The 22,392-nt window shown below is 75.1% G+C and carries 19 protein-coding genes; 6 read left to right on the forward strand and 13 right to left on the reverse strand.

The features are described from left to right. Positions 1-3: 3 nt before the first annotated feature. Positions 4-720, reverse strand: a complete 717-nt coding sequence (gene pdxH, locus Sdia_RS02275; protein WP_189400249.1) for a pyridoxamine 5'-phosphate oxidase — start codon at positions 718-720, stop codon at positions 4-6. 210 nt (positions 721-930) lie between these two features. Between pdxH and Sdia_RS02280 the strand changes: the two genes are divergently transcribed. Continuing rightward, the gene (locus Sdia_RS02280) at positions 931-2,040 is read left to right on the forward strand and encodes a citrate synthase 2 (protein WP_100456183.1); all 1,110 of its coding nucleotides are present in this window, start codon (positions 931-933) and stop codon (positions 2,038-2,040) included. Between the two features lie 70 nt (positions 2,041-2,110). Here Sdia_RS02280 and Sdia_RS02285 read toward each other — a convergent pair whose 3' ends face one another. The 8 genes from Sdia_RS02285 to Sdia_RS02320 form a co-directional block, all read right to left on the reverse strand. Continuing rightward, a complete protein-coding gene (locus tag Sdia_RS02285; RefSeq protein ID WP_100456184.1) occupies positions 2,111-3,709 on the reverse strand; it encodes an alpha/beta hydrolase in 1,599 nt (532 codons plus the stop codon). A 179-nt stretch (positions 3,710-3,888) separates the two neighbouring features. Next, positions 3,889-4,473 (reverse strand): TetR/AcrR family transcriptional regulator, encoded by a 585-nt coding sequence (locus Sdia_RS02290; RefSeq protein ID WP_100456185.1) that lies wholly within the window; start codon positions 4,471-4,473, stop codon positions 3,889-3,891. Further along, complete coding sequence (locus Sdia_RS02295; protein ID WP_115067794.1) at positions 4,461-5,195, reverse strand: enoyl-CoA hydratase family protein; 735 nt, start codon at positions 5,193-5,195, stop codon at positions 4,461-4,463. Before Sdia_RS02295 ends, Sdia_RS02290 begins: the two co-directional genes overlap by 13 nt. Before the next feature lie 84 nt (positions 5,196-5,279). Continuing rightward, the gene (locus tag Sdia_RS02300) at positions 5,280-6,422 is read right to left on the reverse strand and encodes an acyl-CoA dehydrogenase family protein (RefSeq protein ID WP_115067793.1); all 1,143 of its coding nucleotides are present in this window, start codon (positions 6,420-6,422) and stop codon (positions 5,280-5,282) included. Beyond that, on the reverse strand, positions 6,419-8,425 hold the full coding sequence (locus tag Sdia_RS02305) for an acetyl/propionyl/methylcrotonyl-CoA carboxylase subunit alpha (RefSeq protein ID WP_189500118.1): 2,007 nt from the start codon (positions 8,423-8,425) through the stop codon (positions 6,419-6,421). Before Sdia_RS02305 ends, Sdia_RS02300 begins: the two co-directional genes overlap by 4 nt. 10 nt (positions 8,426-8,435) lie before the next feature. Continuing rightward, on the reverse strand, positions 8,436-10,034 hold the full coding sequence (locus tag Sdia_RS02310) for an acyl-CoA carboxylase subunit beta (protein ID WP_100456189.1): 1,599 nt from the start codon (positions 10,032-10,034) through the stop codon (positions 8,436-8,438). Further along, entirely contained in the window at positions 10,031-11,695 is a 1,665-nt protein-coding gene (locus Sdia_RS02315) for an acyclic terpene utilization AtuA family protein (RefSeq protein WP_229830980.1), read from the reverse strand. The genes Sdia_RS02310 and Sdia_RS02315 overlap by 4 nt, the downstream gene beginning before the upstream one ends. 77 nt (positions 11,696-11,772) lie before the next feature. Beyond that, on the reverse strand, positions 11,773-12,570 hold the full coding sequence (locus tag Sdia_RS02320) for a TIGR03084 family metal-binding protein (RefSeq protein ID WP_115067790.1): 798 nt from the start codon (positions 12,568-12,570) through the stop codon (positions 11,773-11,775). 246 nt (positions 12,571-12,816) lie between these two features. Here Sdia_RS02320 and Sdia_RS02325 point away from each other — a divergent pair, with 246 nt between their 5' ends. The 4 genes from Sdia_RS02325 to Sdia_RS02340 all read left to right on the forward strand — a co-directional run bounded on the left by Sdia_RS02325 (position 12,817) and on the right by Sdia_RS02340 (position 15,947). Continuing rightward, positions 12,817-13,257 (forward strand): hypothetical protein, encoded by a 441-nt coding sequence (locus Sdia_RS02325; RefSeq protein WP_124287571.1) that lies wholly within the window; start codon positions 12,817-12,819, stop codon positions 13,255-13,257. 61 nt (positions 13,258-13,318) lie between these two features. Next, positions 13,319-14,077, forward strand: a complete 759-nt coding sequence (locus Sdia_RS02330) for an ATP-binding cassette domain-containing protein (RefSeq protein ID WP_100456193.1) — start codon at positions 13,319-13,321, stop codon at positions 14,075-14,077. After that, positions 14,065-15,330 carry a DUF7224 domain-containing protein gene (locus Sdia_RS02335; protein WP_124287570.1) on the forward strand — a complete coding sequence of 422 codons (1,266 nt, stop codon included), beginning with the start codon at positions 14,065-14,067 and terminating at the stop codon, positions 15,328-15,330. The genes Sdia_RS02330 and Sdia_RS02335 overlap by 13 nt, the downstream gene beginning before the upstream one ends. A gap of 38 nt (positions 15,331-15,368) precedes the next feature. After that, a complete protein-coding gene (locus Sdia_RS02340) occupies positions 15,369-15,947 on the forward strand; it encodes a hypothetical protein (protein ID WP_191835334.1) in 579 nt (192 codons plus the stop codon). Between the two features lie 34 nt (positions 15,948-15,981). Here the strand turns inward: Sdia_RS02340 and Sdia_RS02345 are convergent, their stop codons facing one another. From Sdia_RS02345 to Sdia_RS02355, 3 genes are all read right to left on the reverse strand, one after another. After that, entirely contained in the window at positions 15,982-16,578 is a 597-nt protein-coding gene (locus Sdia_RS02345; RefSeq protein ID WP_100456196.1) for a TIGR03086 family metal-binding protein, read from the reverse strand. A 175-nt stretch (positions 16,579-16,753) separates the two neighbouring features. After that, complete coding sequence (locus Sdia_RS02350; RefSeq protein WP_164494966.1) at positions 16,754-16,909, reverse strand: hypothetical protein; 156 nt, start codon at positions 16,907-16,909, stop codon at positions 16,754-16,756. 110 nt (positions 16,910-17,019) lie between these two features. Next, complete coding sequence (locus Sdia_RS02355; RefSeq protein ID WP_100456197.1) at positions 17,020-18,024, reverse strand: EamA family transporter; 1,005 nt, start codon at positions 18,022-18,024, stop codon at positions 17,020-17,022. A gap of 235 nt (positions 18,025-18,259) precedes the next feature. On the opposite strand from Sdia_RS02355, the gene Sdia_RS02360 reads away from it, so the two are divergent. Next, the gene (locus Sdia_RS02360; protein WP_100456198.1) at positions 18,260-19,138 is read left to right on the forward strand and encodes a LysR family transcriptional regulator; all 879 of its coding nucleotides are present in this window, start codon (positions 18,260-18,262) and stop codon (positions 19,136-19,138) included. Positions 19,139-19,390: 252 nt separating this feature from the next. On the opposite strand, the gene Sdia_RS02365 is transcribed toward Sdia_RS02360, so the two are convergent. Further along, positions 19,391-22,222, reverse strand: a complete 2,832-nt coding sequence (locus Sdia_RS02365; protein WP_189500120.1) for an FAD-binding and (Fe-S)-binding domain-containing protein — start codon at positions 22,220-22,222, stop codon at positions 19,391-19,393. Positions 22,223-22,392 lie beyond the last annotated feature (170 nt).

Below are 22,392 nucleotides of genomic sequence, written 5' to 3' on the forward strand. Positions count from 1 at the left end.
GTCTCAGGGCGCCAGGCGTTCGACGCGCCAGCCCGGGGTGTCGCCGCCGGTCGCGTCGCCGTCGCCGTCGCCGAGCCGCACGTACCGCAGGCGGTCGTGGAGGCGGTTCTCGCGGCCCTGCCAGAACTCGACGGTGTGCGGGGTGACGCGGTAACCGCCCCAGTGCGGCGGCACCGGGACCTCGGCGCCCTCGGGATGGCGGGCGGCGACGTCGGCGTAGGCGCGGTCCAGGGTGTCGCGGCCGGGGACGACGGCGGACTGGTCGGAGGCCCAGGCGCCGATCTGCGAGCCGTGCGGGCGGGTGCGGAAGTAGGCGGCGGTCTCCTCGGGCGGCACCTTGGCGGCGGTGCCGGTGACGCGGACCTGGCGGGCCAGTGGGTGCCAGGGGAAGAGCAGGGCCACCCGGGGGTCGCCGTCGAGGTCGGCACCCTTGCGGGAGGAGTAGTTGGTGTAGAAGACGAAGCCGCGGCGGTCGTACTGCTTGAGCAGGACGGTGCGGCTGTCGGGAGCGCCGTCCGCGGCGACGGTGGAGACGATCATGGCGTTGGGTTCGTAGAGGCCGTCGCGGGCGGCTTCGGCGAACCAGCGGGCGAACTGCTCCATCGGTCCGGCGGCGAGCGCGCGCTCGTCGAGGCCCTCCCGGCGGTACTGCTTGCGCATCGCGGCGGGGTTCAGTGATGCGGACGCGGCCCGCGCGGGGCCGCCCTCTCGGTCGGTCACCCCGCCATCCTGCCGCACGACCGCGGGGCGCCGCGGTGCGCGGGGTTCCTGCCGGGTGGCGGGCGGGCCCGAGCGGGGCGATCGTGGCACTGAGTGCCACAGGGGCTCCCCAAAGGTGGCACTCAGGGGTATCGTCCGTGGTGCCCGGAGGGTCCGTCGACCCGGCCCCGGGGGCCCCGCTGCTTGTACCGCAACCGAAGGAGCCGCCTGATGTCCGATTTCGTACCCGGTCTCGAAGGGGTCGTCGCGTTCGAGACGGAGATCGCCGAGCCGGACAAGGAGGGCGGCGCGCTCAGGTACCGGGGCGTCGACATCGAGGACCTGGTCGGCCACGTCTCGTTCGGGAACGTGTGGGGCCTGCTGGTCGACGGCGCGTTCAACCCCGGGCTGCCGCCCGCCGAGCCGTTCCCGATCCCGGTGCACTCCGGTGACGTCCGTGTCGACGTGCAGTCGGCGCTCGCCATGCTCGCCCCCGCCTGGGGCCTGCGCCCGCTGCTCGACATCGACGAGAAGCAGGCTCGCGACGACCTCGCCCGGGCCGCCGTGATGGCGCTCTCCTACGTGGCGCAGTCGGCGCGCGGCCAGGGGCTCCCGATGGTGCCGCAGAGCGAGATCGACAAGGCCGAGTCCGTCGTGGAGCGGTTCATGATCCGCTGGCGGGGCGAGCCGGACCCGCGCCACGTCAAGGCGGTGGACGCCTACTGGACCTCGGCCGCCGAGCACGGCATGAACGCCTCGACCTTCACCGCCCGGGTCATCGCCTCCACCGGCGCCGACGTGGCCGCCGCGCTCTCCGGCGCGGTCGGCGCGATGTCGGGCCCGCTGCACGGCGGGGCTCCCTCGCGGGTGCTCGGCATGATCGAGGAGATCGAGCGGACCGGCGACGCCCGCGCCTGGGTGCGCCAGGCGCTCGACAAGGGCGAGCGGCTGATGGGCTTCGGCCACCGCGTCTACCGGGCCGAGGACCCGCGCGCCCGCGTGCTGCGCCGCACGGCCAAGGAACTGGCGGCGCCGCGGTACGAGGTGGCGGCGGCGCTGGAGCAGGCCGCGCTGGAGGAGCTGCACGCGCGGCGCCCCGACCGGGTGCTCGCCACCAACGTGGAGTTCTGGGCGGCGATCCTGCTGGACTTCGCGGAGGTCCCGGCGCCCATGTTCACCTCGATGTTCACCTGTGCCCGCACCGCCGGCTGGTCGGCGCACATCCTGGAGCAGAAGCGCACCGGCCGCCTGGTCCGCCCCTCCGCCCGTTACACGGGTCCGGCCTCGCGCTCCCCGCACACCATCGAGGGGTACGACCAGATCCCCGACCTGGCGGGCTGACCGCCGGGCGTACCCGAGGGGACGGGCCCGGTCGCCGTGGTGGCGGCCGGGCCCGTCCGCGTGCCGGGGGTCAGAAGCGGTCCGGGGCGCGCTCGGGGAGCGGGGAGCCCGGGAGGGTGCCGGGCCGGTCCTCCCGGGCCTCGGCGTTCGACTCGGGCGTCGCCCGGCAGGTGACGTCCTCGGCGGGGAGCCTGCCGGTGAGCAGGTAGCGGTCGACGGTGCCGTCGGTGCAGGTGTTCCCGCTCGGGTAGACGCCGTGGCCCTCGCCGCCGCGGACGGTGACCATCTTCGAGCCCTTGAGGTCGGCGTGCAGGGCCTGGCCGCTGGGCAGCGGGGTCTGCGAGTCCCACTCGTTCTGGACGACGAGGGCGCCGGCCTTGTTGCGGACCTCGGTGGCCGCCTCGACGGACTCGTCCCAGAAGGCGCAGGGCTTGACGGAGGACGCGAAGTCGCCGTACAGCGGGTAGCGGCCCTTGTCCTCGATCGCCTCGCGCCGGTAGGTCTCCGGATCGCGGGGCCAGGCGGCGGAGTTGTCGCCGCAGACCACGGCGAGGAAGCCGGCCGTCATGTTGTCGGTGGGCGTGTCGGCGGTGGCGCGCGCCTCGGCGGCCCGGCCGGCCGCGGTGAACGGGCTGAGCTTCTTCGCGGCGGCGGGCTCACCGGCCGCGGCCTTCTTCAGCTCGACGACGGCCTCGCTGGCGTACCGCGGGGTGTGGACCGCGCCGCGCAGACCGCTGCGGATGTCGTCGCCGTCGACGGGCTGCCCGTCGATCACGATCGGCTCCTCGTCGGCCTGGGCGACCAGCTCCCAGAAGGTGCGGTCGACCTGCTTGGGGGTGGTGCCCAGGCCGTACTCCCCGGAGCGTTCGGCGGCCCACCCGGTCCACCGGTCGAAGGCGGGTTCGGCGCCCCACGCCCACCACTGGACCATGCCCCGCCAGGCCAGCGCGGGGTCGACGGCGCTGTCGAGCACGAACCGGTCGGCGCGCCGGGGGAACATCTGCGTGTAGACGGCGCCCAGGTAGGTGCCGTACGAGTAGCCGAGGTACGAGACCTTCTTCTCGCCGAGGACCGCCCGCAGCAGGTCCATGTCGCGGGCGGTGTTGCGGGTGGTGAGGTGCGGCAGGGTGTCGCCGGCCCGCCGGCGGCACTTGTCGGCGACGCCGCGCGCCCAGTCGACGTCCTTCTCGAAGGTCTCCTCCTTGTAGGGCCGCAGCCAGTCCTCCTCCTCCGGGCTCAGGCCGCAGGAGACCGGGCTGCTCCCACCGACGCCGCGCGGGTCGAAACCGACGAGGTCGTAGGTGGCGCGGGCCTTCTCGGGCAGCATCTCCTCCAGACTCAGCGGCATGTACAGCCCCGGCCCGCCGGGGCCGCCCGGGTTGGAGAGCAGGACGCCGTGCCGTTTGCCGGGCGCGGTGCTCCTGATCCGGGATATCGCCAGGTCGAGCTGTGCGCCCTCGGGCGCCCGGTAGTCCAGCGGCACCTTGATGGTGGCGCACTGGAACTCGGCCGGGGTGTCGGCCTGGCACCGTTTCCACCGGGGTTTCTGCTGGGTGTAGCGGTCGAGCCCGCGCTCCGCGGCGGCGGGGGCGGTGGCCTGCTGGGCAGCCGCGGCCTGCGGGGCGGCCAGCAGGGGGGCCAGCAGCGCCGCGACGCCGGCGGCGAGCACGGGCGGGAGACGTCGTCTGCGCACCTCGTCGTTCCTTCCGGTCGGGTGATCGGACAGGAGCGATCCTTCAGGCGGCACACCCCGGCGGGCATCGGCCGGGCGACCCCAACTCCCCTACGTCTCAAGGGTGATGTCCGGTACCGGGGTGGGTCTCGGGTCGTAGGTGACGGCTGCGGGTCTCAGGGCCGGCCGAGGGCCGTGTCGAGGACGCGGGACCACTGGGCGACGACCTTGCGGCGGCGGGCGGTGTCGTCGGTGAGGAGGTTGGCGAGGCCGAGGCCGCGCGCCATGTCGAGGAAGCCCTGGACGAGTTCGCGGACGCCGGGGCGGGACTCGTCGGCGTCGAGCAGGTCGACGGCGATGCGGTGGGTCTCGCGGCCGACGCGGGCCTCCAGCTCCGTGACGCGGGCGCCGAGCTGGGGCTCGTCGCCGGCGGCGACCCACAGGTGCAGGGCGGCCCGGAAGAGGTCGCCGGTGTAGAGGTCGACGAGGGCCTCGACGGCCTGGGCGCGGCCTTCGGGGGCGAGGGCGCGCAGGGCGGTGGAGCGTTCCTCGGCGACGTACTCGACGGCGGCGGTGAACAGGTCCTCACGGGTCGGGAAGTGGTGCTGGGCGGCGCCCCGGGAGACGCCGGCGCGTTCGGCGACGACGGAGACGGTGGAGCCGGCCCACCCGTGCTCGGCGAGGCAGGCCACGGCGGCGGCGAGCAGCCGCTGCCGGGTGGCGCGGCTGCGGTCCTGCTTGGGGGAGGTCACCACACCCATGCGGCATCCCGTCGTTCGAGGAAGGCGGTCATCCCTTCGCGCGCGTCGGCGGAGGCGAAGAGGCGTGCCGAGCGCTCCACCAGGTCGTCTCCGTCCCGGTCGAAGGCTGCCAGCACTGTAGCGGTGACCAGGCGCTTGGACTCGGCGAGCCCCTGCGGGGAGCCGCGCCGCAGCCCGTCGAGGACGGGGGCGAGCGCGGTGTCGACGTCCTCGCCGGTGAGGGTGAGCAGCCCGATCCGGGCGGCCTCCTCGGGGCCGAACTTCTCGCCGGTGAGGAAGTACCGGGCGGCCGCCGTCCGGTCGACGCGGGCCAGCAGCGGCAGCGAGATGACGGCGGGCGCGACCCCGATCCGCGCCTCGGTGAGGGCGAAGCTGGCGCCGGGGCCGCCCGCGGCGATGTCGCAGGAGGCGAGCAGTCCGAGGCCGCCCGCCCGGACGTGCCCGGCGACGCGGGCGACGACCGGCTTGTCCAGCGCGACGATCCGCCGCATGAGGGCCACCAGCGCGTGCGGGTCGGGCGGGTTCCGCAGGTCGGCCCCGGCGCAGAAGGTCGTCCCGGTGTGGGTGAGCCGCACGGCCCGTACGTCCGGGTCGGCCCCGGCCCGCTCCAGCGCGGTGTCGAGTTCGGCGACGAGCGCCTCCGAGAGGGCGTTGCGCCGCTCGGGCCGGTCCAGGGTGAGGGTGCGGATGCCCCGCTGGTCGCTCTGGAGGACGTACGCCATGGTGGGGGCCTCTCGGGTCGGGGCGGGCGGGAGCGGGTCGGGCCGTACGGGCGGGGCGGGGCACGCACACCGCCCTGGCGCGGGTCAGTAGGACTTGGGGAGGCCGAGGCTGCTGTGGGAGACGAAGTTGAGGATCATCTCGCGGCTGACAGGGGCGATGCGGGCGACGCGGGCACCGGTGATGAGGCGGGCCAGGCCGTACTCGCGGGTGAGACCGTTGCCGCCGAGGGTGTGCACGGCCTGGTCGACGGCGCGCACGCACGCCTCGCCGGCCGCGTACTTCGCCATGTTGGCGGCCTCCCCCGCGCCGAAGTCGTCGCCCGCGTCGTAGAGCGCGGCGGCGCGTTGCATCATCAGCTTGGCCAGCTCCAGCTCTATGTGGGCCTGGGCCAGGGGGTGGGCGATGGCCTGGTGGGAGCCGATGGGGGCCTTCCAGACGGTGCGTTCCTTGGCGTAGGCGACGGCCTTGGCCAGCGCGTGGCGGCCCATGCCGAGGGCGAAGGCGGCGGTCATGACGCGTTCGGGGTTGAGTCCGGCGAAGAGCTGGAGGAGGCCCGCGTCCTCGTCGCCGACGAGCCGGTCGGCGGGGAGCCGCACGTCGTCCAGGGTCAGTTCGAACTGCTTCTCGGCGGCGTCGATCTCCATCTCGATGTGCCGGCGTCCGAAGCCGGGCGCGTCGCGGTCGACGATGAAGAGACAGGGCTTGAGGCGGCCGGTGCGGGCGTCCTCGGTGCGGCCGACGATGAGGGTGGCGTCGGCGATGTCGACGCCGGAGACGAAGACCTTGCGGCCGTTCAGCACCCACTCGTCGCCGTCGCGGCGGGCGGTGGTGGTGATGCGGTGCGAGTTGGAGCCGGCGTCGGGTTCGGTGATGCCGAAGGCCATGGTGAGGGAGGCGTCGGCGAGCCCCGGCAGCCAGCGGCGCTTCTGTTCCTCGGTGCCGAACCGGGCGATGACGGTCCCGCAGATCGCGGGCGACACGATCATCATGAGCTGGGGGCAGCCGGCGGCGCCCATCTCCTCCAGGACCAGGGCGAGTTCGGTGATGCCGCCGCCTCCGCCGCCGTACTCCTCGGGGAGGTTGACGCCGAGGTGGCCGAGTTTCCCCGCCTCGGCCCAGACGGCGGCGGGGTCGGCGTCGGGTCCGTGCTTGGCTCCGAGGGCGGCGACGGCGGCGCGCAGGTCGCGCAGTTCCTCGGACTCGATCAGGGTGGCGGTGGTGGTCACGCTGGTTCCTCCTGGACGACGGCGAGCAGGGCGCCGACCTCGACCTGGTGGCCGGGGCGGGCGTGGAGCGCGGTGAGGGTGCCGGAGGCGGGGGCGAGGATGCAGTGCTCCATCTTCATCGCCTCCAGCCAGACGAGGGGCTGGCCTTCGGTGACGGCGCCGCCTTCGGCGAGGCCGTCGGCGACGCGGACGACGGTGCCGGGCATCGGGGCGAGCAGCGAGCCGGGGGCCTGCCGGGGGGCGGTGTCGGGGTGGCGGGGGACGGGGGTGAGGCTCCGGCCGCCGTGCGGCCCGTCGACGTGGACGCGCCCGCCGGCCCGGCTGACCGCGTACCGCCGCTCGACGCCGCCCGCCTCGGCCCCGTCGGCGAGGACGACGCCGTCCGGTGCGACGGAGACGACCCGCGGGTCGCCGGCCTCGGGCAGGGTCCAGTGGTGGCGGCCGGGCCGGTAGCGGATCTCGTACTCCGTACCGTCGTCGGCGCGGTAGCGGCGTACGGGGTCCTCGGAGCGGAGGTTGCGCCAGGCTCCGGCGGCGAGCCGGGAGCCCGCGGCGGCCTGGGCGGCGTCGGCGAGGGCGGCCGCGACGGCGGCGTGGCGGCCGTCGTCCGCGGCACGGGTGAGGGTGCCGAGGTGGCGGGTGTAGAAGGCGGTGTCGAGTCCGGCGAGGGTGCGGAAGTCGGGGTGTTCCAGGGAGCGGACGAGCAGGTCGCGGTTGGTGGCCGGGCCGTGCAGGCGGGCCCGGGCGAGGGCGCCGGCCAGACGGCGGACGGCGGCGGCGCGGGTGGGGCCCCAGGCGATGACCTTGGCGAGCATCGCGTCGTAGTGGACGCCGACGGTGTCCCCGGCCTCGTAGCCCGCGTCGAGCCGCAGGGGGGCCGGTTCGCGGCCGGGCAGGTGGGCGCGGTCGGCACCGGGCACGTCGAGGCGGTGGACGGTGCCGGTCTGCGGGGCCCAGCCGGCGGCCGGGTCCTCGGCGTACAGGCGGGCCTCGACGGCGTGGCCGTGGGCCGGGGGCGGCGCGGCCGGCAGTGCCTGGCCCTCGGCGACGGCGAGTTGCAGGGCGACCAGGTCGACGCCGTGGACGGCCTCGGTGACGGGGTGCTCGACCTGGAGGCGGGTGTTCATCTCCAGGAAGTACGCCTGGCCGTCGGCGACGAGGAACTCGACGGTGCCGGCGCCGGTGTAGCCGATGGCGCGGGCGGCGGCGGTGGCGGCCTCGTGGAGCCGCGCGCGCAGGGCGTCGGCAAGGCCCGGGGCGGGGGCTTCCTCGATGACCTTCTGGTGGCGGCGCTGGAGGGAGCAGTCGCGGGTGCCGAGCGCGAGGACGGTGCCGTGCCGGTCGCCGAGGATCTGCACCTCGACATGGCGGCCCGACGGCAGGTAGGGCTCGACGAGGACCTCGCCGTCACCGAAGGCGGAGAGGGCCTCGGCGGCGGCCGCCTCCAGGGCGGCGGGCAGTTCGTCGAGGGCGTCGACGACGCGCATGCCGCGTCCGCCGCCGCCCGCGGCCGCCTTGACGAGGACGGGCAGGTCGGCCTCGGTGACGGCGCCGGGATCGAGCGGGCCGAGCAGCGGCACTCCGGCGTCGGCCATGAGTCTCTTGGCGCGCGTCTTGGAGGCCATCGCCTCGATCGCCTCGGGGTCGGGGCCGATCCAGATGAGCCCGGCGTCCCGCACGGCGCGGGCGAAGGCGGCGTTCTCGGAGAGGAAGCCGTAGCCGGGGTGGACGGCGTCGGCTCCGGCGGCGCGGGCGGCGGCGATGACGAGGTCGCCGCGCAGGTAGGTGTCGGCGGGGGCGTCGCCGGGGAGCCGCACGGCGGCGCCGGCCTCGCGGACGTGGGCGGCCGAGGCGTCGGGGTCGGCGTAGACGGCGACGGTGGTCAGGCCCAGGTGGTGGCAAGTGCGCAGGACACGGCGGGCTATCTCGCCCCGGTTGGCGACCAGGACGCGGGTCAGGGGCCGGTCCGGCGTGGCGGGATGGCGGGAGGGGGTGGTGGTCATGGTGTGGGCCTCACATCCGGAAGACGCCGAAGCCGCCACGGGCGCCCTCGACGGGGGCGGTGTGGACGGCGGACAGGCACAGGCCGAGGACGGTGCGGGTGTCGCGGGGGTCGATGACGCCGTCGTCGTAGAGCCGCCCGGAGAGGAACGCCGGCAGGGACTCGGCCTCGATCTGCTGCTCGACCATGGCGCGCAGCGCGGCGTCCGCCTCGTCGTCGTAGGGGCGCCCCTTGGCGGCGGCGGACTGGCGGGCGACGATGGAGAGGACTCCGGCGAGCTGCTGCGGGCCCATGACGGCGGACTTGGCGCTGGGCCAGGCGAAGAGGAAGCGGGGCTCGTAGGCGCGGCCGCACATGCCGTAGTGCCCGGCGCCGTAGGAGGCGCCCATGAGGACCGAGAGGTGCGGGACGCGTGAGTTGGAGACGGCGTTGATCATCATGGCGCCGTGTTTGATGATGCCGCCCTGCTCGTACTCCTTGCCGACCATGTAGCCGGTGGTGTTGTGCAGGAAGACCAGCGGGACGTCGCGCTGGTTGGCGAGCTGGATGAACTGGGCGGCCTTCTGCGACTCCTCGCTGAACAGCACGCCCCGCGCGTTGGCGAGGACGCCGACCGGATAGCCGTGCAGCGTGGCCCAGCCGGTGACGAGGCTCGGTCCGTACAGCGGCTTGAACGCGTCGAAGTCCGAGCCGTCGACGATGCGGGCGATGACCTCGTGCGGGTCGAACGGCGTCCTCAGGTCCTCGGGCACGATGCCGAGGAGTTCCTCCGGGTCGTACCTCGGTTCCCGGGCCGGTGCCGGGTCGGGGTGCGCCTTGCGCCAGTTGAGGCGGGCGACGACGCGGCGGGCGCGGAGCAGCGCCTCGGGTTCGTCCTCGGCGAGGTGGTCGGCGAGGCCGGAGACGCGGGCGTGCATCTCGGCGCCGCCCAGCGATTCGTCGTCGCTCTCCTCGCCGGTGGCCATCCTGACCAGCGGCGGCCCGCCGAGGAACACCTTGGAACGCTCCTTGACCATGATCACGTGGTCGGACATGCCGGGGATGTACGCGCCTCCGGCCGTCGAGTTGCCGAAGACCACGGCGACGGTGGGGACGCCGGCGGCGGAGAGTCGGGTCAGGTCGCGGAAGAGGGCCCCGCCGGGGATGAAGATCTCCTTCTGCGAGGGCAGGTCGGCGCCGCCGGACTCGACGAGGCTGATGCAGGGCAGCCGGTTGGCGAAGGCGATCTCGTTGGCGCGCGCGGCCTTCCTCAGCGTCCACGGGTTGGAGGCTCCGCCGCGCACGGTCGGGTCGTTGGCGGTGATGAGGCATTCGACGCCGCTGACCGTGCCGATGCCGGTGATCAGCGAGGCGCCCACCGCGTAGTCGCTGCCCCAGGCGGCGAGCGGCGACAGCTCCAGGAACGGGGTGTCCTCGTCCAGCAGGAGTTCGACGCGTTCGCGGGCGAGGAGTTTGCCGCGCTTCCGGTGGCGTTCGACGTACTTCTCGCCGCCGCCCGCGAGGGCCTTGGCGTGCTCGGCCGCCAGCGCGTCGAGCTTGCCGAGCAGGGCTTCGCGGTGGGCCGCGTACTCGGCGGAGGCGGGGTCCAGCGCGGTGGGCAGGACGGTCACTGCGGTACCTCCGTGGTCGGGGCCCGCGGGGCCAGGAGCGTTTCGGGGAGGTCGACGTGGCGGGCGCGCAGCCACTCGCCGAGCCCCTTGGCCTGCGGGTCGAAGCGGTCCTGCGCGGCGGCGCCCTCCCCGAGCAGCCCCTCGATGTGGAAGTTGACGGCGTTCAGCGCGGGCAGCGCGTACCGCGTGAGGGGCAGACCGGCGGTCTCCGGCAGGAGTTCGCGCAGCCGCTCGACGGTGAGTGTGTGCACCAGCCAGCGGTACGCCCGCTGGTCGCGGACCCACACGCCGATGTTGGCGCTGCCGCCCTTGTCGCCGCTGCGGGCCCCGGCGACGGTGCCGAGGGGCAGCCGGCGGGTCGCTCCCGGGGGCAGCGGCGCGGGCGGCGCCGGCTCCCGGGCCGGGGCGAGGGCGCGGGTGCGGGCGGGGTCGGTGACGGTCAGGCGGGTGCCGTCGGGCAGCACGGCGGTGTGGCTGACCTGGTCGCGCTCGACGGGGACGGCCTCGAAGACGCCGTACGGGGACCCCTTGCCGGGCGGCGCGGTCAGGTGGAACCCCGGATACCCGGCGAGGGCCAGTTCGACGGCGGCACCGCTGACGGCCCGCCCCGCCTTCTCCGGCTCGGGGTCGCGGACGACCAGGCGGAGCAGCGCGCTGGCGGTCTCCTCGGTGGCGGCGTCCGCGTGGTCGGTGCGGGCCAGTTCCCAGCGGACCTCCCTCGGCCCGGCGGCCGCGAGCGCGTCGCCCATCTGCGCCTGGACGAGGTCCGCCTTGGCCTCGATGTCGAGCCCGGTCAGCACGAAGACGACCTCGTTGCGCCACCCGCCGAGCCGGGTCAGGCCCGCCTTGAGGGTGGGCGGCGGGGCCTCGCCGCGTACGCCCTCGACGCGGACCCGGTCGGGGCCCTCCTGGCGGAGCCGGACGGTGTCGAGGCGGGCGGTGACGTCGGGGCCCGCGTACCGGGGGCCGGTCGTCTCGTAGAGGAGCTGGGCGGTGGCGGTGCCGACGGTGACGGTGCCGCCGGTGCCGGGGTGTTTGGTGAGGACGCTGCTGCCGTCGGCGTGGATCTCGGCGAGCGGGAAGCCGGGGCGGCGCAGGAGGGCCGGGTCGTGGTCGGTGAAGAAGGCGTAGTTGCCGCCGGTGGCCTGGGTGCCGCACTCCAGCAGGTGCCCGGCGACGACGGCCCCGGCGAGCTGGTCGTGGTCGTCCGGCGTCCACCCGAAGTGGGCGGCGGCGGGCCCGGAGACGAGGGCGGCGTCGGTGACGCGGCCGGTGACGACCACGTCGGCGTCCGCCTGCAGGCAGGCGGCGATGCCGAACCCCCCGAGGTAGGCGTTGGCGGTGAGCACACCCTCGCCCCAGCCGCCGGGCCGGTGCGACAGATCGTCCCCCTCGACGTGCGCGACGCGCGTGGGCAGGCCCAGCCTCCCCGCCAGCTGACGTATGCGCTCGGCCAGTCCGGCCGGGTTCAGCCCGCCCGCGTTGGTGACGATCCGCACGCCGCGCTCGTGGGCGAGGCCGAGGCACTGCTCCAGTTGGCGCAGGTGGGTACGGGCGTAACCGCGCCCCGGGTCGGCGAGGCGGTCGCGGCCGAGGATGAGCAGGGTGAGTTCGGCGAGGTAGTCGCCGGTCAGCACGTCGAGGGGGCCGCCGGTGAGCATCTCCCGCAGGGCCTCGAACCGGTCGCCGTAGAACCCGGAGGCGTTGCCGATCCGCAGCGGCGCGGGCGGCGGGGCGCTCACGCCGTCTCCCCGCGCGGCGGCCGGGGCGTGCCGGGTGGCCCGGCGAACGCCTGGGCGAGGCCCAGCCAGCGCTCCGCGTCCGGCCCCTCGGCGCGCACGGCGAGGTCGTCGCGGTGCGCGCGGCGCGTGACGAGCAGGCAGAAGTCGAGCGCCGGACCGGTCACCCGCTGGGGCGCGTCCTCCGGACCGTACGTCCAGCGGCCCTCCCCTTGCGGAGGCGTCAGCTCGATCCGGAACGGCGCCTCGGGCGGCGTCAGCCCGTTCATCGCGTAGGCGAAGTCCCGGGTGCGCCAGCCCAGCCGGGCGATGTGCCGGAGCCGGCCGGTGGGCGCACGCCGCACGCCGAGGGCGTCGGCCACGTCCTGCCCGTGCGCCCAGGTCTCCATCAGCCGGGCGGTGGCCATCGACGGCACGCTCATCGGCGGCCCGTACCAGGGCACCCGCGTCCCCGGCTCCGCCGCCCGCAGGGCCGCGTCGAGCGCGGCCCGGCCGGCGCGCCACCCGGTGAGCGACTCGGCGGGCGGCAGGGCGGCCCGGGCCTCGGCCGCCTCGTCGACGAAGGTGAACGGCCGTGCGCTCGCCTCGGCCACATGCGCGGCGAAGGCCTCCGGATCGGTGACGGCGGTCAGCGCCACCCGGTCGGTCCAGGCGAGATGGGCTACCTGGTGCGCGACGGTCCACCCTTCGGCGGGCGTCGCCACCTTCCACTCGGCGTCACTCAACCCGGCCACCAACGCGTCGAGTTCGTCACTCTCGGCGACCAGGTCGTCCAGTACGGGCAAGGGATCGGACACGACTCGTTCCTCCCGGGCACGGCGGGCACTGCGGCGTGCTGGGAGCATGGCAGCGCGAAAAGGAACAAGCAAGCGTGCTTGCAGGTTTCTCCGGTCGGCGACAAGGGGGCCCTCACGGCCGCACCGCCTTCACCTTCTCTCCACTGATGGAACATCTCGCGGGGGTAACGAAAAAATCAACCGCTCGCCATGCAGTCAGGTAGCTGACGCTCTGTCAGTATCGACACTCGGGAGGGATCAGGGGTTATGACATCCGGAGCCAACAGAGGACTCAGGCGGGCAGGCGTCATCGCGGCAGCAGCGCTCGTGCCGTTCGCCGTCGTGAACAACGCCTGGGCAGGGGAGTACGAGAGCTACATCGTTCAGGCCCTTCCAGGTTTCGAGTCCAGCCGATGGACGGACGACGGTGGTACCGGGGTGACCAAGGTCGAGTTCACCAAATGCAAGGTGAACAGCGGCTACACCGCGTTCACCAGCACACATGTTCAAATGTGGGAGCACATAAAGGCCTGGCCGGACGAGCAGCGCGGGTCCACACGCAAGTACACCGCCTGCAAGACCGGCACGTCCGTGGGGGAGTTCCCGGCCATGACCAAGGGTGACGTCTCCTACTTCAAGGTTTCCAAGATCAACGGGGGCACAGGGACGATCCACCTGGATGTGAGCAAGGTCCGCGTCGCCCACTGATTCCCACCCGGAGGGGGCCCCTCAGCAGCCCCCTCCGGGTCCCTCCGGAAAGAACCCCTGTATGCCCATCGCGTTCGACCGATGCACCTTCGCCTACCGGCGCCGCCGATACGTCATCGACCGCCTGAATCTGACCTTCTCGACAGGCCGCACGGTCCTGCTCGGCCCTAACGGAGCCGGGAAGTCCACGCTCCTCGCCCTCGCCGCCTCCGCTTTGCGTCCGGGTGCGGGAACAGTGCGTCACGAATCGACGCGAACCACGGCCAAGCGCGCCCAGTTGGCCGCGTACCGGCGCAACGTGGCCTGGATGCCTCAGGAGTTGTCGGTGGTTCCGGGTCTGACCGCCCGCGAGCAGGTGGCCTACGCGGGATGGCTGAAGGGCCTGAGCCGTCGCGAGGCCTGGGAGAGAGCCCTTGGTGCGCTGCGCCAGGTGGAGCTGGGCAACCGGGCGGACGAGAAGGTCAGCTCCCTCTCCGGCGGCCAGCAGCGCCGGGTGGGTGTCGCTCAGGCGCTCGTCCACGAAGCGCGCGTGCTCCTCCTGGACGAGCCGACGGCCGGCATGGACCCTCGTCAGCGCACCGTCTTCCACGAGGCGCTGGCGGGACTACCACCATCGGTCCACGTCATTCTCTCCACCCACGACACGGCGGACCTGGAGGCGGTCTATGACCAGGTGGTCGTGGTGGACGAGGGCCGCGTCGCCTTCCAGGGGCCGGTTCGCGCGTTCCTGGGCCACGCCGACCCTGCCGCCGTTCCCGGCCGCAAGGCTGATTCCGCCTACCACACGCTGACGGGCGGGAACCGCACATGGGATTCCTGACCATCCTTCGCCGCTCTTCCCTGCGTTGGTCGGGTACGGCGATGCTCGGCCTCACCCTCTACTACTCACTGATCTGGCAGTCGGCCCCCTCCGGCTTCGGGGGCGACAGTGCGTTCACCGCCGCCCGGGCGCTCGCGCCCCTGCCGGGTCTGATCGCGGCGACCGCGGCCTGGGAGGCGGGCCGACTGCGGGTGGGCGGCGTCTGGCGGGGAACATCCGCACGGGGGCGCTACCGCGTCGCAGGCGACGCACTGACCGGCCTCGCCTGCACAGTACTTCTCGCGGATCTCCTGGCCGTCGGCCTTGCCTCTCACCACGTGGGCGCCTGGCCGCGCTGGGAGGACGTGCCGCTCCTGGCGGCGATGGTGGCTGCACAGTCCGCCGCCACGGCCGTCGGTTTCGGCATGGGGTGCGCGCTGCCGCGCTTCGTGGCCGTACCGCTCTGCGCCACCGTCTTCACGCTGTGGACCATGATTCCCGCGACGCTGGAGACACCCTGGGTCCGTTACCTCACCGGACTGCCGACGGACGCCGCCACCGTCACCGACAGCCTCGCGCCCGCCGTGATGCTCGCCCCGGTACTGGTCGCCGCCGGTCTGACCACGGCCGTTCTGGCTGCCTCCGCCCCGTTGCGCCTCGCCGGAGTACGGGCGGTCGCGGCGGCCTGCTGCCTCGTCGCCGCCGCCATGCCCGCGTGGGCGCTGGTGGCCGAAGCGGGATACGAGATGCCCACGGTGCCACGGGCGGGCGCCGAGGTCTGCTCCGGCGACAGCCCCACAATCTGCGTTCCCAGGGAGTACGAGGAATCGCTGCCGAGGCTGCGCGCCGCTGCGGGCAAGGCACTGCCCCGGATGGCGGCTGCGGGCGTGGACACCCCTGCCTCGCTCCGCCTGGTCTCCATGGACGCCGAACTGGCCCCGGGCACCTGGCGGTTGCGTAACCAGGAGCCGCACACCGACTTGAGCGCGACGGACCTGGTTGCCACCGCGCCTGTGCCGATCCAGCGTTACGACGACTGCCCCAGCCTGCCGGACGACCAGCCCCGCACATCCCCGGGGCCTGCGACCGCGTGGCTGCGACTCGCCGCCGGCATCCCCGAGAACACCGTACGGACGTGGCACGGCACGAGCACCCTGCGCCAGGTCGACCAGGTCCGCAGCCGTTCGAGCGCGGCCCAGCTCACCTGGCTGGAGCGGCAGTTGCGTGCCGTCAGCAGCTGCGACCCGCGCGTGCACGCCGAGGCACGCCGATGAGCGGCGGGCCGGGCCGCCCCTGGGGACACCCGTGGGCAGTGGCACGCCGGCCGTGGATCGTCGCCGCCGGCCTCGGCCTCTACGCGGTACTGCTGCTGGTGCGCGAGAGCGTCCTGCGTGTGCCCTCCCTGACGGTCTTCGGCAGCCCCGGGGTGAAGGCGATGAACTTCCTGCCCCTGATCGTGTGCGTCTGTCTGCTCCACTGCCTGGAGCGCCGCCTGCCGCCGGCCGAGGCCACCGCCGTCCGGGGGGTGGGGAACGCCGACCGCCTCCTGGTCGCCACCACTCTCGGCACGGTGGTACTGATCGGCACGGTGTTCCACCTGACCTTCGCCATGCCCTCGGCGACAGCGTGTGCCCGCAACACCATCGTCCTGACCGGCATCGCCCTGGCTGCCCGCGCCTGGCGTGGCGCGGCCCTGGCTGCCGTCGTCACCGTCGGCTGGCTGCTCCTGACCCTGGCCTGCGGCTTGCGCACCCCGGCCGACCCGTACCCGTGGGCAGTGCTCCTGGAGCCCGCGGGCCGGCCCGAGGCTGCTCTGGCCGCCTTGCTGGCCCTGGCGGCCGGACTCTACGCCGTGGGTCACCAGCCAGGCCGCGGTCGCACCCTCCGCTGACGTGGTGTCCGTGCCCCGGCCGCCCGGGGCCGCCTCAGGGCGTCCACGCCGGGTCGCGTCCGCTCAGGCCGACCACCTGGTCCAGCAGGGACGCGTTCTCGTCCACCGGCACCGGCGGGCCGAACATGCCGGCGCCGCCCGCGCCGGACTCGGTGGCCGCCGACAGCATGGTGTACGCGACCTCCAGGTCCGCCGGTTCGGGGGCGTACGGCTGACCGGTGGCGCGGGCCAGGTCCCAGCCGTGGACGACCAGTTCGTTGAGGGCGACCACTCCCGCGTCGGCGGCCGGGAAGGTCACACCGCCGGCCTGGGTCATGCCCTCCCAGGCGCCGGGGCTGCGCCAGGCGGCGGGAAGCTCGGTGAGCCGGGCGGCCAGCACCGCACGCCAGTCGTCGCCGAGGTCGGGGAGGGTGGCGCCCGGGTCGGTGTCCGTGGTGGGGCCCGCGTTCTTCAGGGCCGCGTCCCGGAAGGCGAGGCTGAGCCCGCTGAGGTGGCCGAGCAGGTTCCGCACCGCGTAGTCGGGGCAGGGCGTCGGGTCCTCGAACTGCTCCGGGGTCACACCGTCGACCAGGGCGGCGACCGCCATGGCGGCGGGGCCGAGGTCGGGGTGGCTGTCGTCGGACGGGGTCATGGCGCACTTCCTCTCTCTCCTCACCATGGTGACCGCCCGGTGTCCGGAACTCGTCGGTGACGCGCGGGTGGGGTGCGGCAACGGCGTGAGCCCGCACGACGGCGGGCCCACCGCGGGCGCGACGCGTCCGCGGCCTCCCGCACGGCTGGGCACCCGCGGCGGACGGGAGTGACGGCTACGGCTGACCCGCCCGCCACCGCCGCTTGCGGGGTACGCCGTTCCGCACGGCGCCGGAGAGGGTGCCCACGCCGGTGCGCAGCGTGAGGTGGTCGAAGGCCGCCCCCACCCCGCGCGCGATCCATCCGCAGGCCCTGATCAGGTGCTCGGCCATGACGTCCTCTCCCCACTCGTGCCGCGCGCTTGCGCGTACTCCGCAGGGACAGACGGGCCGGCAGGGCGGGAGGTTCCGTGGCGCCCGCGCCCGCCCGGCCGCGCGGGCGGCTACGCGCCGGGACCGCCGGAGGCCACCGGCGCCCCCTCGGCGCCCTTCGGCCGCCTCCCCACCTGGGTGCGGACCGCGCCGAAACTTGCACCGATGACCAGGGCGACCGCGACGGCCTGGACGGCGGTGAGGGCCTGGCTGAGGACGAGGAAGCCGGCGAGGGAGGCGATGGCCGGTTCCAGGCTCATCATGACGGCGAAGGTGGAGGCGGGCAGCCTGCGCAGGGCGATCAGCTCCAGCGTGTACGGCACCACCGAGGAGAGCAGGGCGACGCCCGCGCCCAGAGCGAGGGTCACCGGGTCGAGCAGGGCCGCGCCCGCCTCGGCCACGCCGAACGGCAGCACCAGCACGGCGGCGACGACCAACGCCAGCGCCAGCCCGTCGGCCTGCGGGAAACGACGGCCCGTACCGGCGCTGAACAGGATGTACGCCGCCCAGCAGGCGCCCGCGCCGAGGGCGAAGGCGACGCCCGCCAGGTCCAGGCCGCCGAAACCGCTGCCGCCGAGCAGGAAGACTCCGGAGAGGGCGAGCAGCGCCCACAGGACGTTGATCAGGCGGCGGGAGGCGAGGACGGAGAGGGCGAGCGGGCCCAGCACCTCCAGGGTGACGGCGGGGCCGAGCGGAATGCGGTCGACGGACTGGTAGAAGAGGGCGTTCATGCCGCCCATGGCCGCGCCGAAGGCGAGGACGGTGCCCCAGTCGGCGCGCGTGTAGCCGCGCACCGAGGGGCGGCAGACCGCCATCATGACCAGGGCGGCGACGACGAGCCGGATCGAGACCACGCCGAGCGCGCCCGCCTTCGGCATCAGCGTCACCGCCAGCGCCCCGCCGAACTGCACCGAGAGCCCGCCCGCGAGGACCAGCCCGACCGGGCCGAGGGAACCCCGGCCCCGGACGCGCGGACCGCGTTCACCGCCGACGGCGCCCGCCGCCTCCGGTGTGCTGACCGCGGCTCCCGCCGCCACCGTCCCGGCCGCCACCGCGTCCGTCCCCTGCCCGCTCACCGGCTGCTCCGCCCTTCGTCCGACCCCGGCGAGCCCGTCCGGCCCCGCCCGGTTCCTTCTCGTTCCCGTCGTCCCGGCCGCGTGCCGGTCACTCCCGGGCACCTCCCACGCCTCGCCGCCCGCCGGGCGCCGGAGCGTGTCGCCGCGCAGCCGCGACCCGCGCACGCCGTTCCACGCTACGCACCTCCGCACGCCCCGTGAAATGCCTGCTGCACAGCAGTTATGCTCCACAGACATGAGCCCTGCGCGTACCCCTCGCGACCTGGAACTCCGCCACCTCCGCTGCTTCCTCGCCATCGCGGAGGAGCGCAACATCACCCGGGCCGCCGCCCGCCTCGGCCTCACCCAGCCGGCCGCCTCGCGCACCCTCGCGACCCTGGAGGGAACGCTCGGCGTACGCCTCGTCGACCGCTCCACCCACCATCTGACGCTCACCCCGGAGGGCGACACCTTCCGCGTACGGGCCGCCGCCGCCGTCACCGCCTTCGAGGACGCCCTCGACGTCGGCCGCGCCGGGAGCCGCCCGCTGCGGCTGGGCCACTCCTGGTCGGCGGCCGGACGCTTCACCACCCCGCTGCTGCGCCGCTGGCGCCGCGACCACCCCGGCGTCCCGCTGGAGCTGCTGCGCCACGACGACCGCACCGCCGGACTGGCCGACGGCTCGACCGACGCGGCGCTGCTGCGCGGCCCGGTCGAGGCACCCGGCCTGGTCGCGGTCACCCTCTTCACCGAGCACCGGGTGGCGGCCGTCCCCTCCGACAGCCCGCTCGCCGAGCGGACCGGGCTGAGCCTGGCCGACCTCGCCCCGCACCCGGTCGCCCTCAACCCGGTCGCCGGCACCACCACCCTGACGCTCTGGCCCGCCGCCGCCCGCCCCACCCGCGCCCTGACCGTCGCCAACACCGACGACTGGCTGGCCGTCATCGCCGCCGACCGCGCCGTGGGTGTCACCAGCGCCGCCACCCCCGGAATGCACCCGCACCCCGGCGTCGCCTTCGTCCCCCTGACCGACGCGCCCCCTCTCCCGGTCAGCCTCGCCTGGCCCGACCGCACCACCCACCCGGCGCTCCCGGCCCTGGTCAGGCTGGCGCAGGAGATCACGGCGGAGGCGTGACCGGGCAGCGCGGGTGTCGCCGGACGAGCCGGCCCCAGGCTCCGGCCACGCCCCGCGTACGGCCGGCCGCCGCCGGCGCGAGGCAGCCGGCAGCGCCGCCCCCGGTCAGGCGCTGCGGCGGCTCGGCGCCCTGCCGCGCGGCGTGAGCGGCGCCTCGGCGTCACCCTGTCGCGCCCGTCCCGCCGGCTGCTGTCGGGCTGAGCACTCACGGCCGGCCCGGCAGCACCGGGTGCCACCGCGCGGCGGCTCCGCTCAGGTGCCGCTCTCCAGCCCTTCCGCCAGTACCTCCGCCAGGTGCCTGGGCCGGGCGTCGCTGAGCTGGGTGAGCTGGGTGCGGCAGGAGTAGCCGTCGGTGAGGACGGCGGCGCCGGTGGGGGCGGCGGCCACGGCGGGGAGGAGCTGGTCCTCGGCGCAGGCGACGGAGACCTCGTAATGGCCCGGTTCGTAGCCGAAGTTGCCGGCGAGGCCGCAGCAGCCGCCGGTGAGGGTGCCGGTGAGGCCGGCGCGTTCGCGAAGGGTGCGGTCGGCGTCGGTGTCGAGGACGGCGTGCTGGTGGCAGTGGGTCTGGCCGGTGACGGGGCGGTCCAGGCGGGGCGGCTGGTAGTCGGCGGCGACGAGGGTCTGGGCGAAGGTGCGGACGCGGGCGGCGAGGCGGTGGGCGCGCGGGTCGCCCGGGTGGAGTTCGGGCAGGTCGGTGGCGAGGGCGGCGGCGCAGCTCGGTTCGAGGACGGTGAGCGGGGTGGTGTCGTCGGCGTCGAGGAGCCCTTCGCGTTCCAGGGTGTCGAGGGTGGCGCGCTGGACCTTTCGGGCGGCGTCGAGCTGGCCGGTGGAGACGTAGGTGAGGCCGCAGCAGACGCGGCCCTCCGGGGTGCGGGGGGTCAGTCCGGCGTCGTCCAGGACGCGACGGGCGGCGGCCTCGACGGAGGGGGTGAGGTGGGTGGTGAAGGTGTCGGGGAAGAGGAGGACGGGGCTGCCGTCGCGGCGGCCGGGGGTGGTGCGGGCACGGCGGCGCTCGGCCGGTGTGGCGAGCGGCGGGACGGGGCGTTCGGGGGCGATCCCGGCGAGGCGTTTGGCCACGGCGGCGAGCGGGCCGATCCGGGCGGCGGCGTTGAGCAGCGGGGTGACCGGTGCGGCGAGGCGCAGCCAGCGGGGCAGGCGGCCCAGCGCGTAGTGGGCGCGGGGGCGGAGGCGGCCGTCGTAGTGGTGGTGGAGGAACTCGGCCTTGTACGTGGCCATGTCGACGCCGACCGGGCAGTCGCTGCGGCAGCCCTTGCAGGAGAGGCAGAGGTCGAGGGCGCCGCGGACCTCCGCCGACCGCCAGCCGTCGGTGACCAGGCCGCCGCGGTCTCCGGCGAGCATCTCGTGGAGGAGGCGGGCGCGGCCCCGGGTGGAGTGCTCCTCCTCGCCGGTCGCACGGTAGGAGGGGCACATCACGGCGGTGCCGGAGACCGTCTCCGTACGGCACTTGGCGACGCCGACGCAGCGGCGGACGGCGGCCGAGAAGTCGCCGTCGTCGTGCGGGTAGGCGAAGGCGGTCCGGACGGGGGCCTCGGGGAGGACGGCGAAGCGCAGGTCGGCGTCGAGAGGGGCGGGGCGGACGAGGACCCCGGGGTTGAGGGCGCCGTCGGGGTCCCAGACGTCCTTGGCGTCGCCGAAGAGGCGTACCAGGTCGTCGCCGTAGAGGGCGGGGAGGAGTTCGGCGCGGGCCATGCCGTCGCCGTGCTCGCCGGAGAGCGAGCCGCCGTGCCGGACGACGAGCGCGGCCAGTTCCTCGGAGAAGCGCCGGAAGCGGCCGACTCCGTCGGGGGTGAGCAGGTCGAAGTCGATCCGGACGTGGATGCAGCCGTCGCCGAAGTGCCCGTACGGGGTGCCGCGCAGGCCGTGCTCGGCGAGCAGGGCGCGGAAGTCGCGCAGGTACGCGCCGAGCCGGGCGGGCGGGACCGCGCAGTCCTCCCAGCCGGGCCACGCCTCGGAGCCGTCGGGCATCCGGGTGGCGGTGCCCGAGGCGTCCTCGCGGACCCGCCACAGGGCGCGCTGTCCGGCCGGGTCGTCGACGACGAGGCTGTCCGCGGCGTCGGCGGCCCGCGCGAGCGCCTCCGCGTGGTGGCGGGCCTCGGCGCGGGTGGCGCCACCAGTCTCCACGAAGAGCCAGGCACCGCCCCGGGGCAGGCCGCGCGGGTCGGGGACGAGGTCGGCGGCCATCCCCTCGACGGTGAGCGGGGCGTACGGGAGCAGGCCGGGGGCGGCCTCGGCGGCGGCGGACTCGTCGGCGTAGCCGAGGACGGCCAGCGCGCGGGCGGGCGGGGCCTCGACGAGGCGGACGGTGGCCTCGGTCAGCAGGCCGAGGGTGCCCTCGGTGCCGCAGAAGAAGCGGGGCAGGTCGGGGCCGCGTTCGGGGAGCAGGGCGTCCAGGGCGTAGCCGGAGATGCGGCGGGGCAGTTCGGGGTAGCCGGTGCGCAGCAGGGCGAGGTGGCCGTCGACGAGGTCGCGCAGGCCCGTGGGGGCGCCGGCCCAGTCGCCGGGGGTGAGGTGGTGGGCGGTGCCGCGGTAGGTGCGGACGTCGAGGGTGTGGACGTTGTCGGCGGTGGTGCCCCAGGCGACGGAGTGGGAGCCGCAGGAGTTGTTGCCGATCATGCCGCCGAGGGTGCAGCGGCTGTGTGTGGAGGGGTCGGGGCCGAAGGTGAGGCCGTGCGGGGCGGCGGCGTCGCGGAGCCGGTCGAGGATCAGGCCGGGCTGGACGCGGGCGGTGCGGGTCCCGGGGTCGAGGGCGAGCAGGCCGTTCATGTGCCGGGTGAAGTCGAGGACGACGCCGGTACCGGTGGCCTGCCCGGCGATCGAGGTGCCCGCGCCCCGGGCGACCACGGGCACGCCGTACGCGCGGCACACCGCGAGGGCGGCGGCCACGTCGTCGGCGTCGCGCGGGGCGACCGTACCCAGCGGCACGCGCCGGTAGTTGGAGGCGTCCATCGTGTTCAGCGCGCGGGCGGTGGCCGAGAAGTCGCTCTCGCCCGCGACCTCGGCGGCCAGGGCACGGGCCAGGTCGGCGCGGAGGACCTGCTCGGGGGCGGGGACGGAGTGCGGCATGGGCGGTCCTCGGTCGGCACGGCCTGGTCGGGCACGGGCGGGGCGGCCCACCAGAGGACCGTCACCCCCTGCCCACGGTACGCACCGGGCCGCCGCGCGGCCGGACGGCGTGACGCGCCGTCAGCGCGCGTCGCGGGTACGCGGCCCGTCGCCCTCGGGGTTCCGTGCTG

This window comes from Streptomyces diastaticus subsp. diastaticus, assembly GCF_011170125.1.
Classification (GTDB): Bacteria; Actinomycetota; Actinomycetes; order Streptomycetales; family Streptomycetaceae; genus Streptomyces; species Streptomyces diastaticus.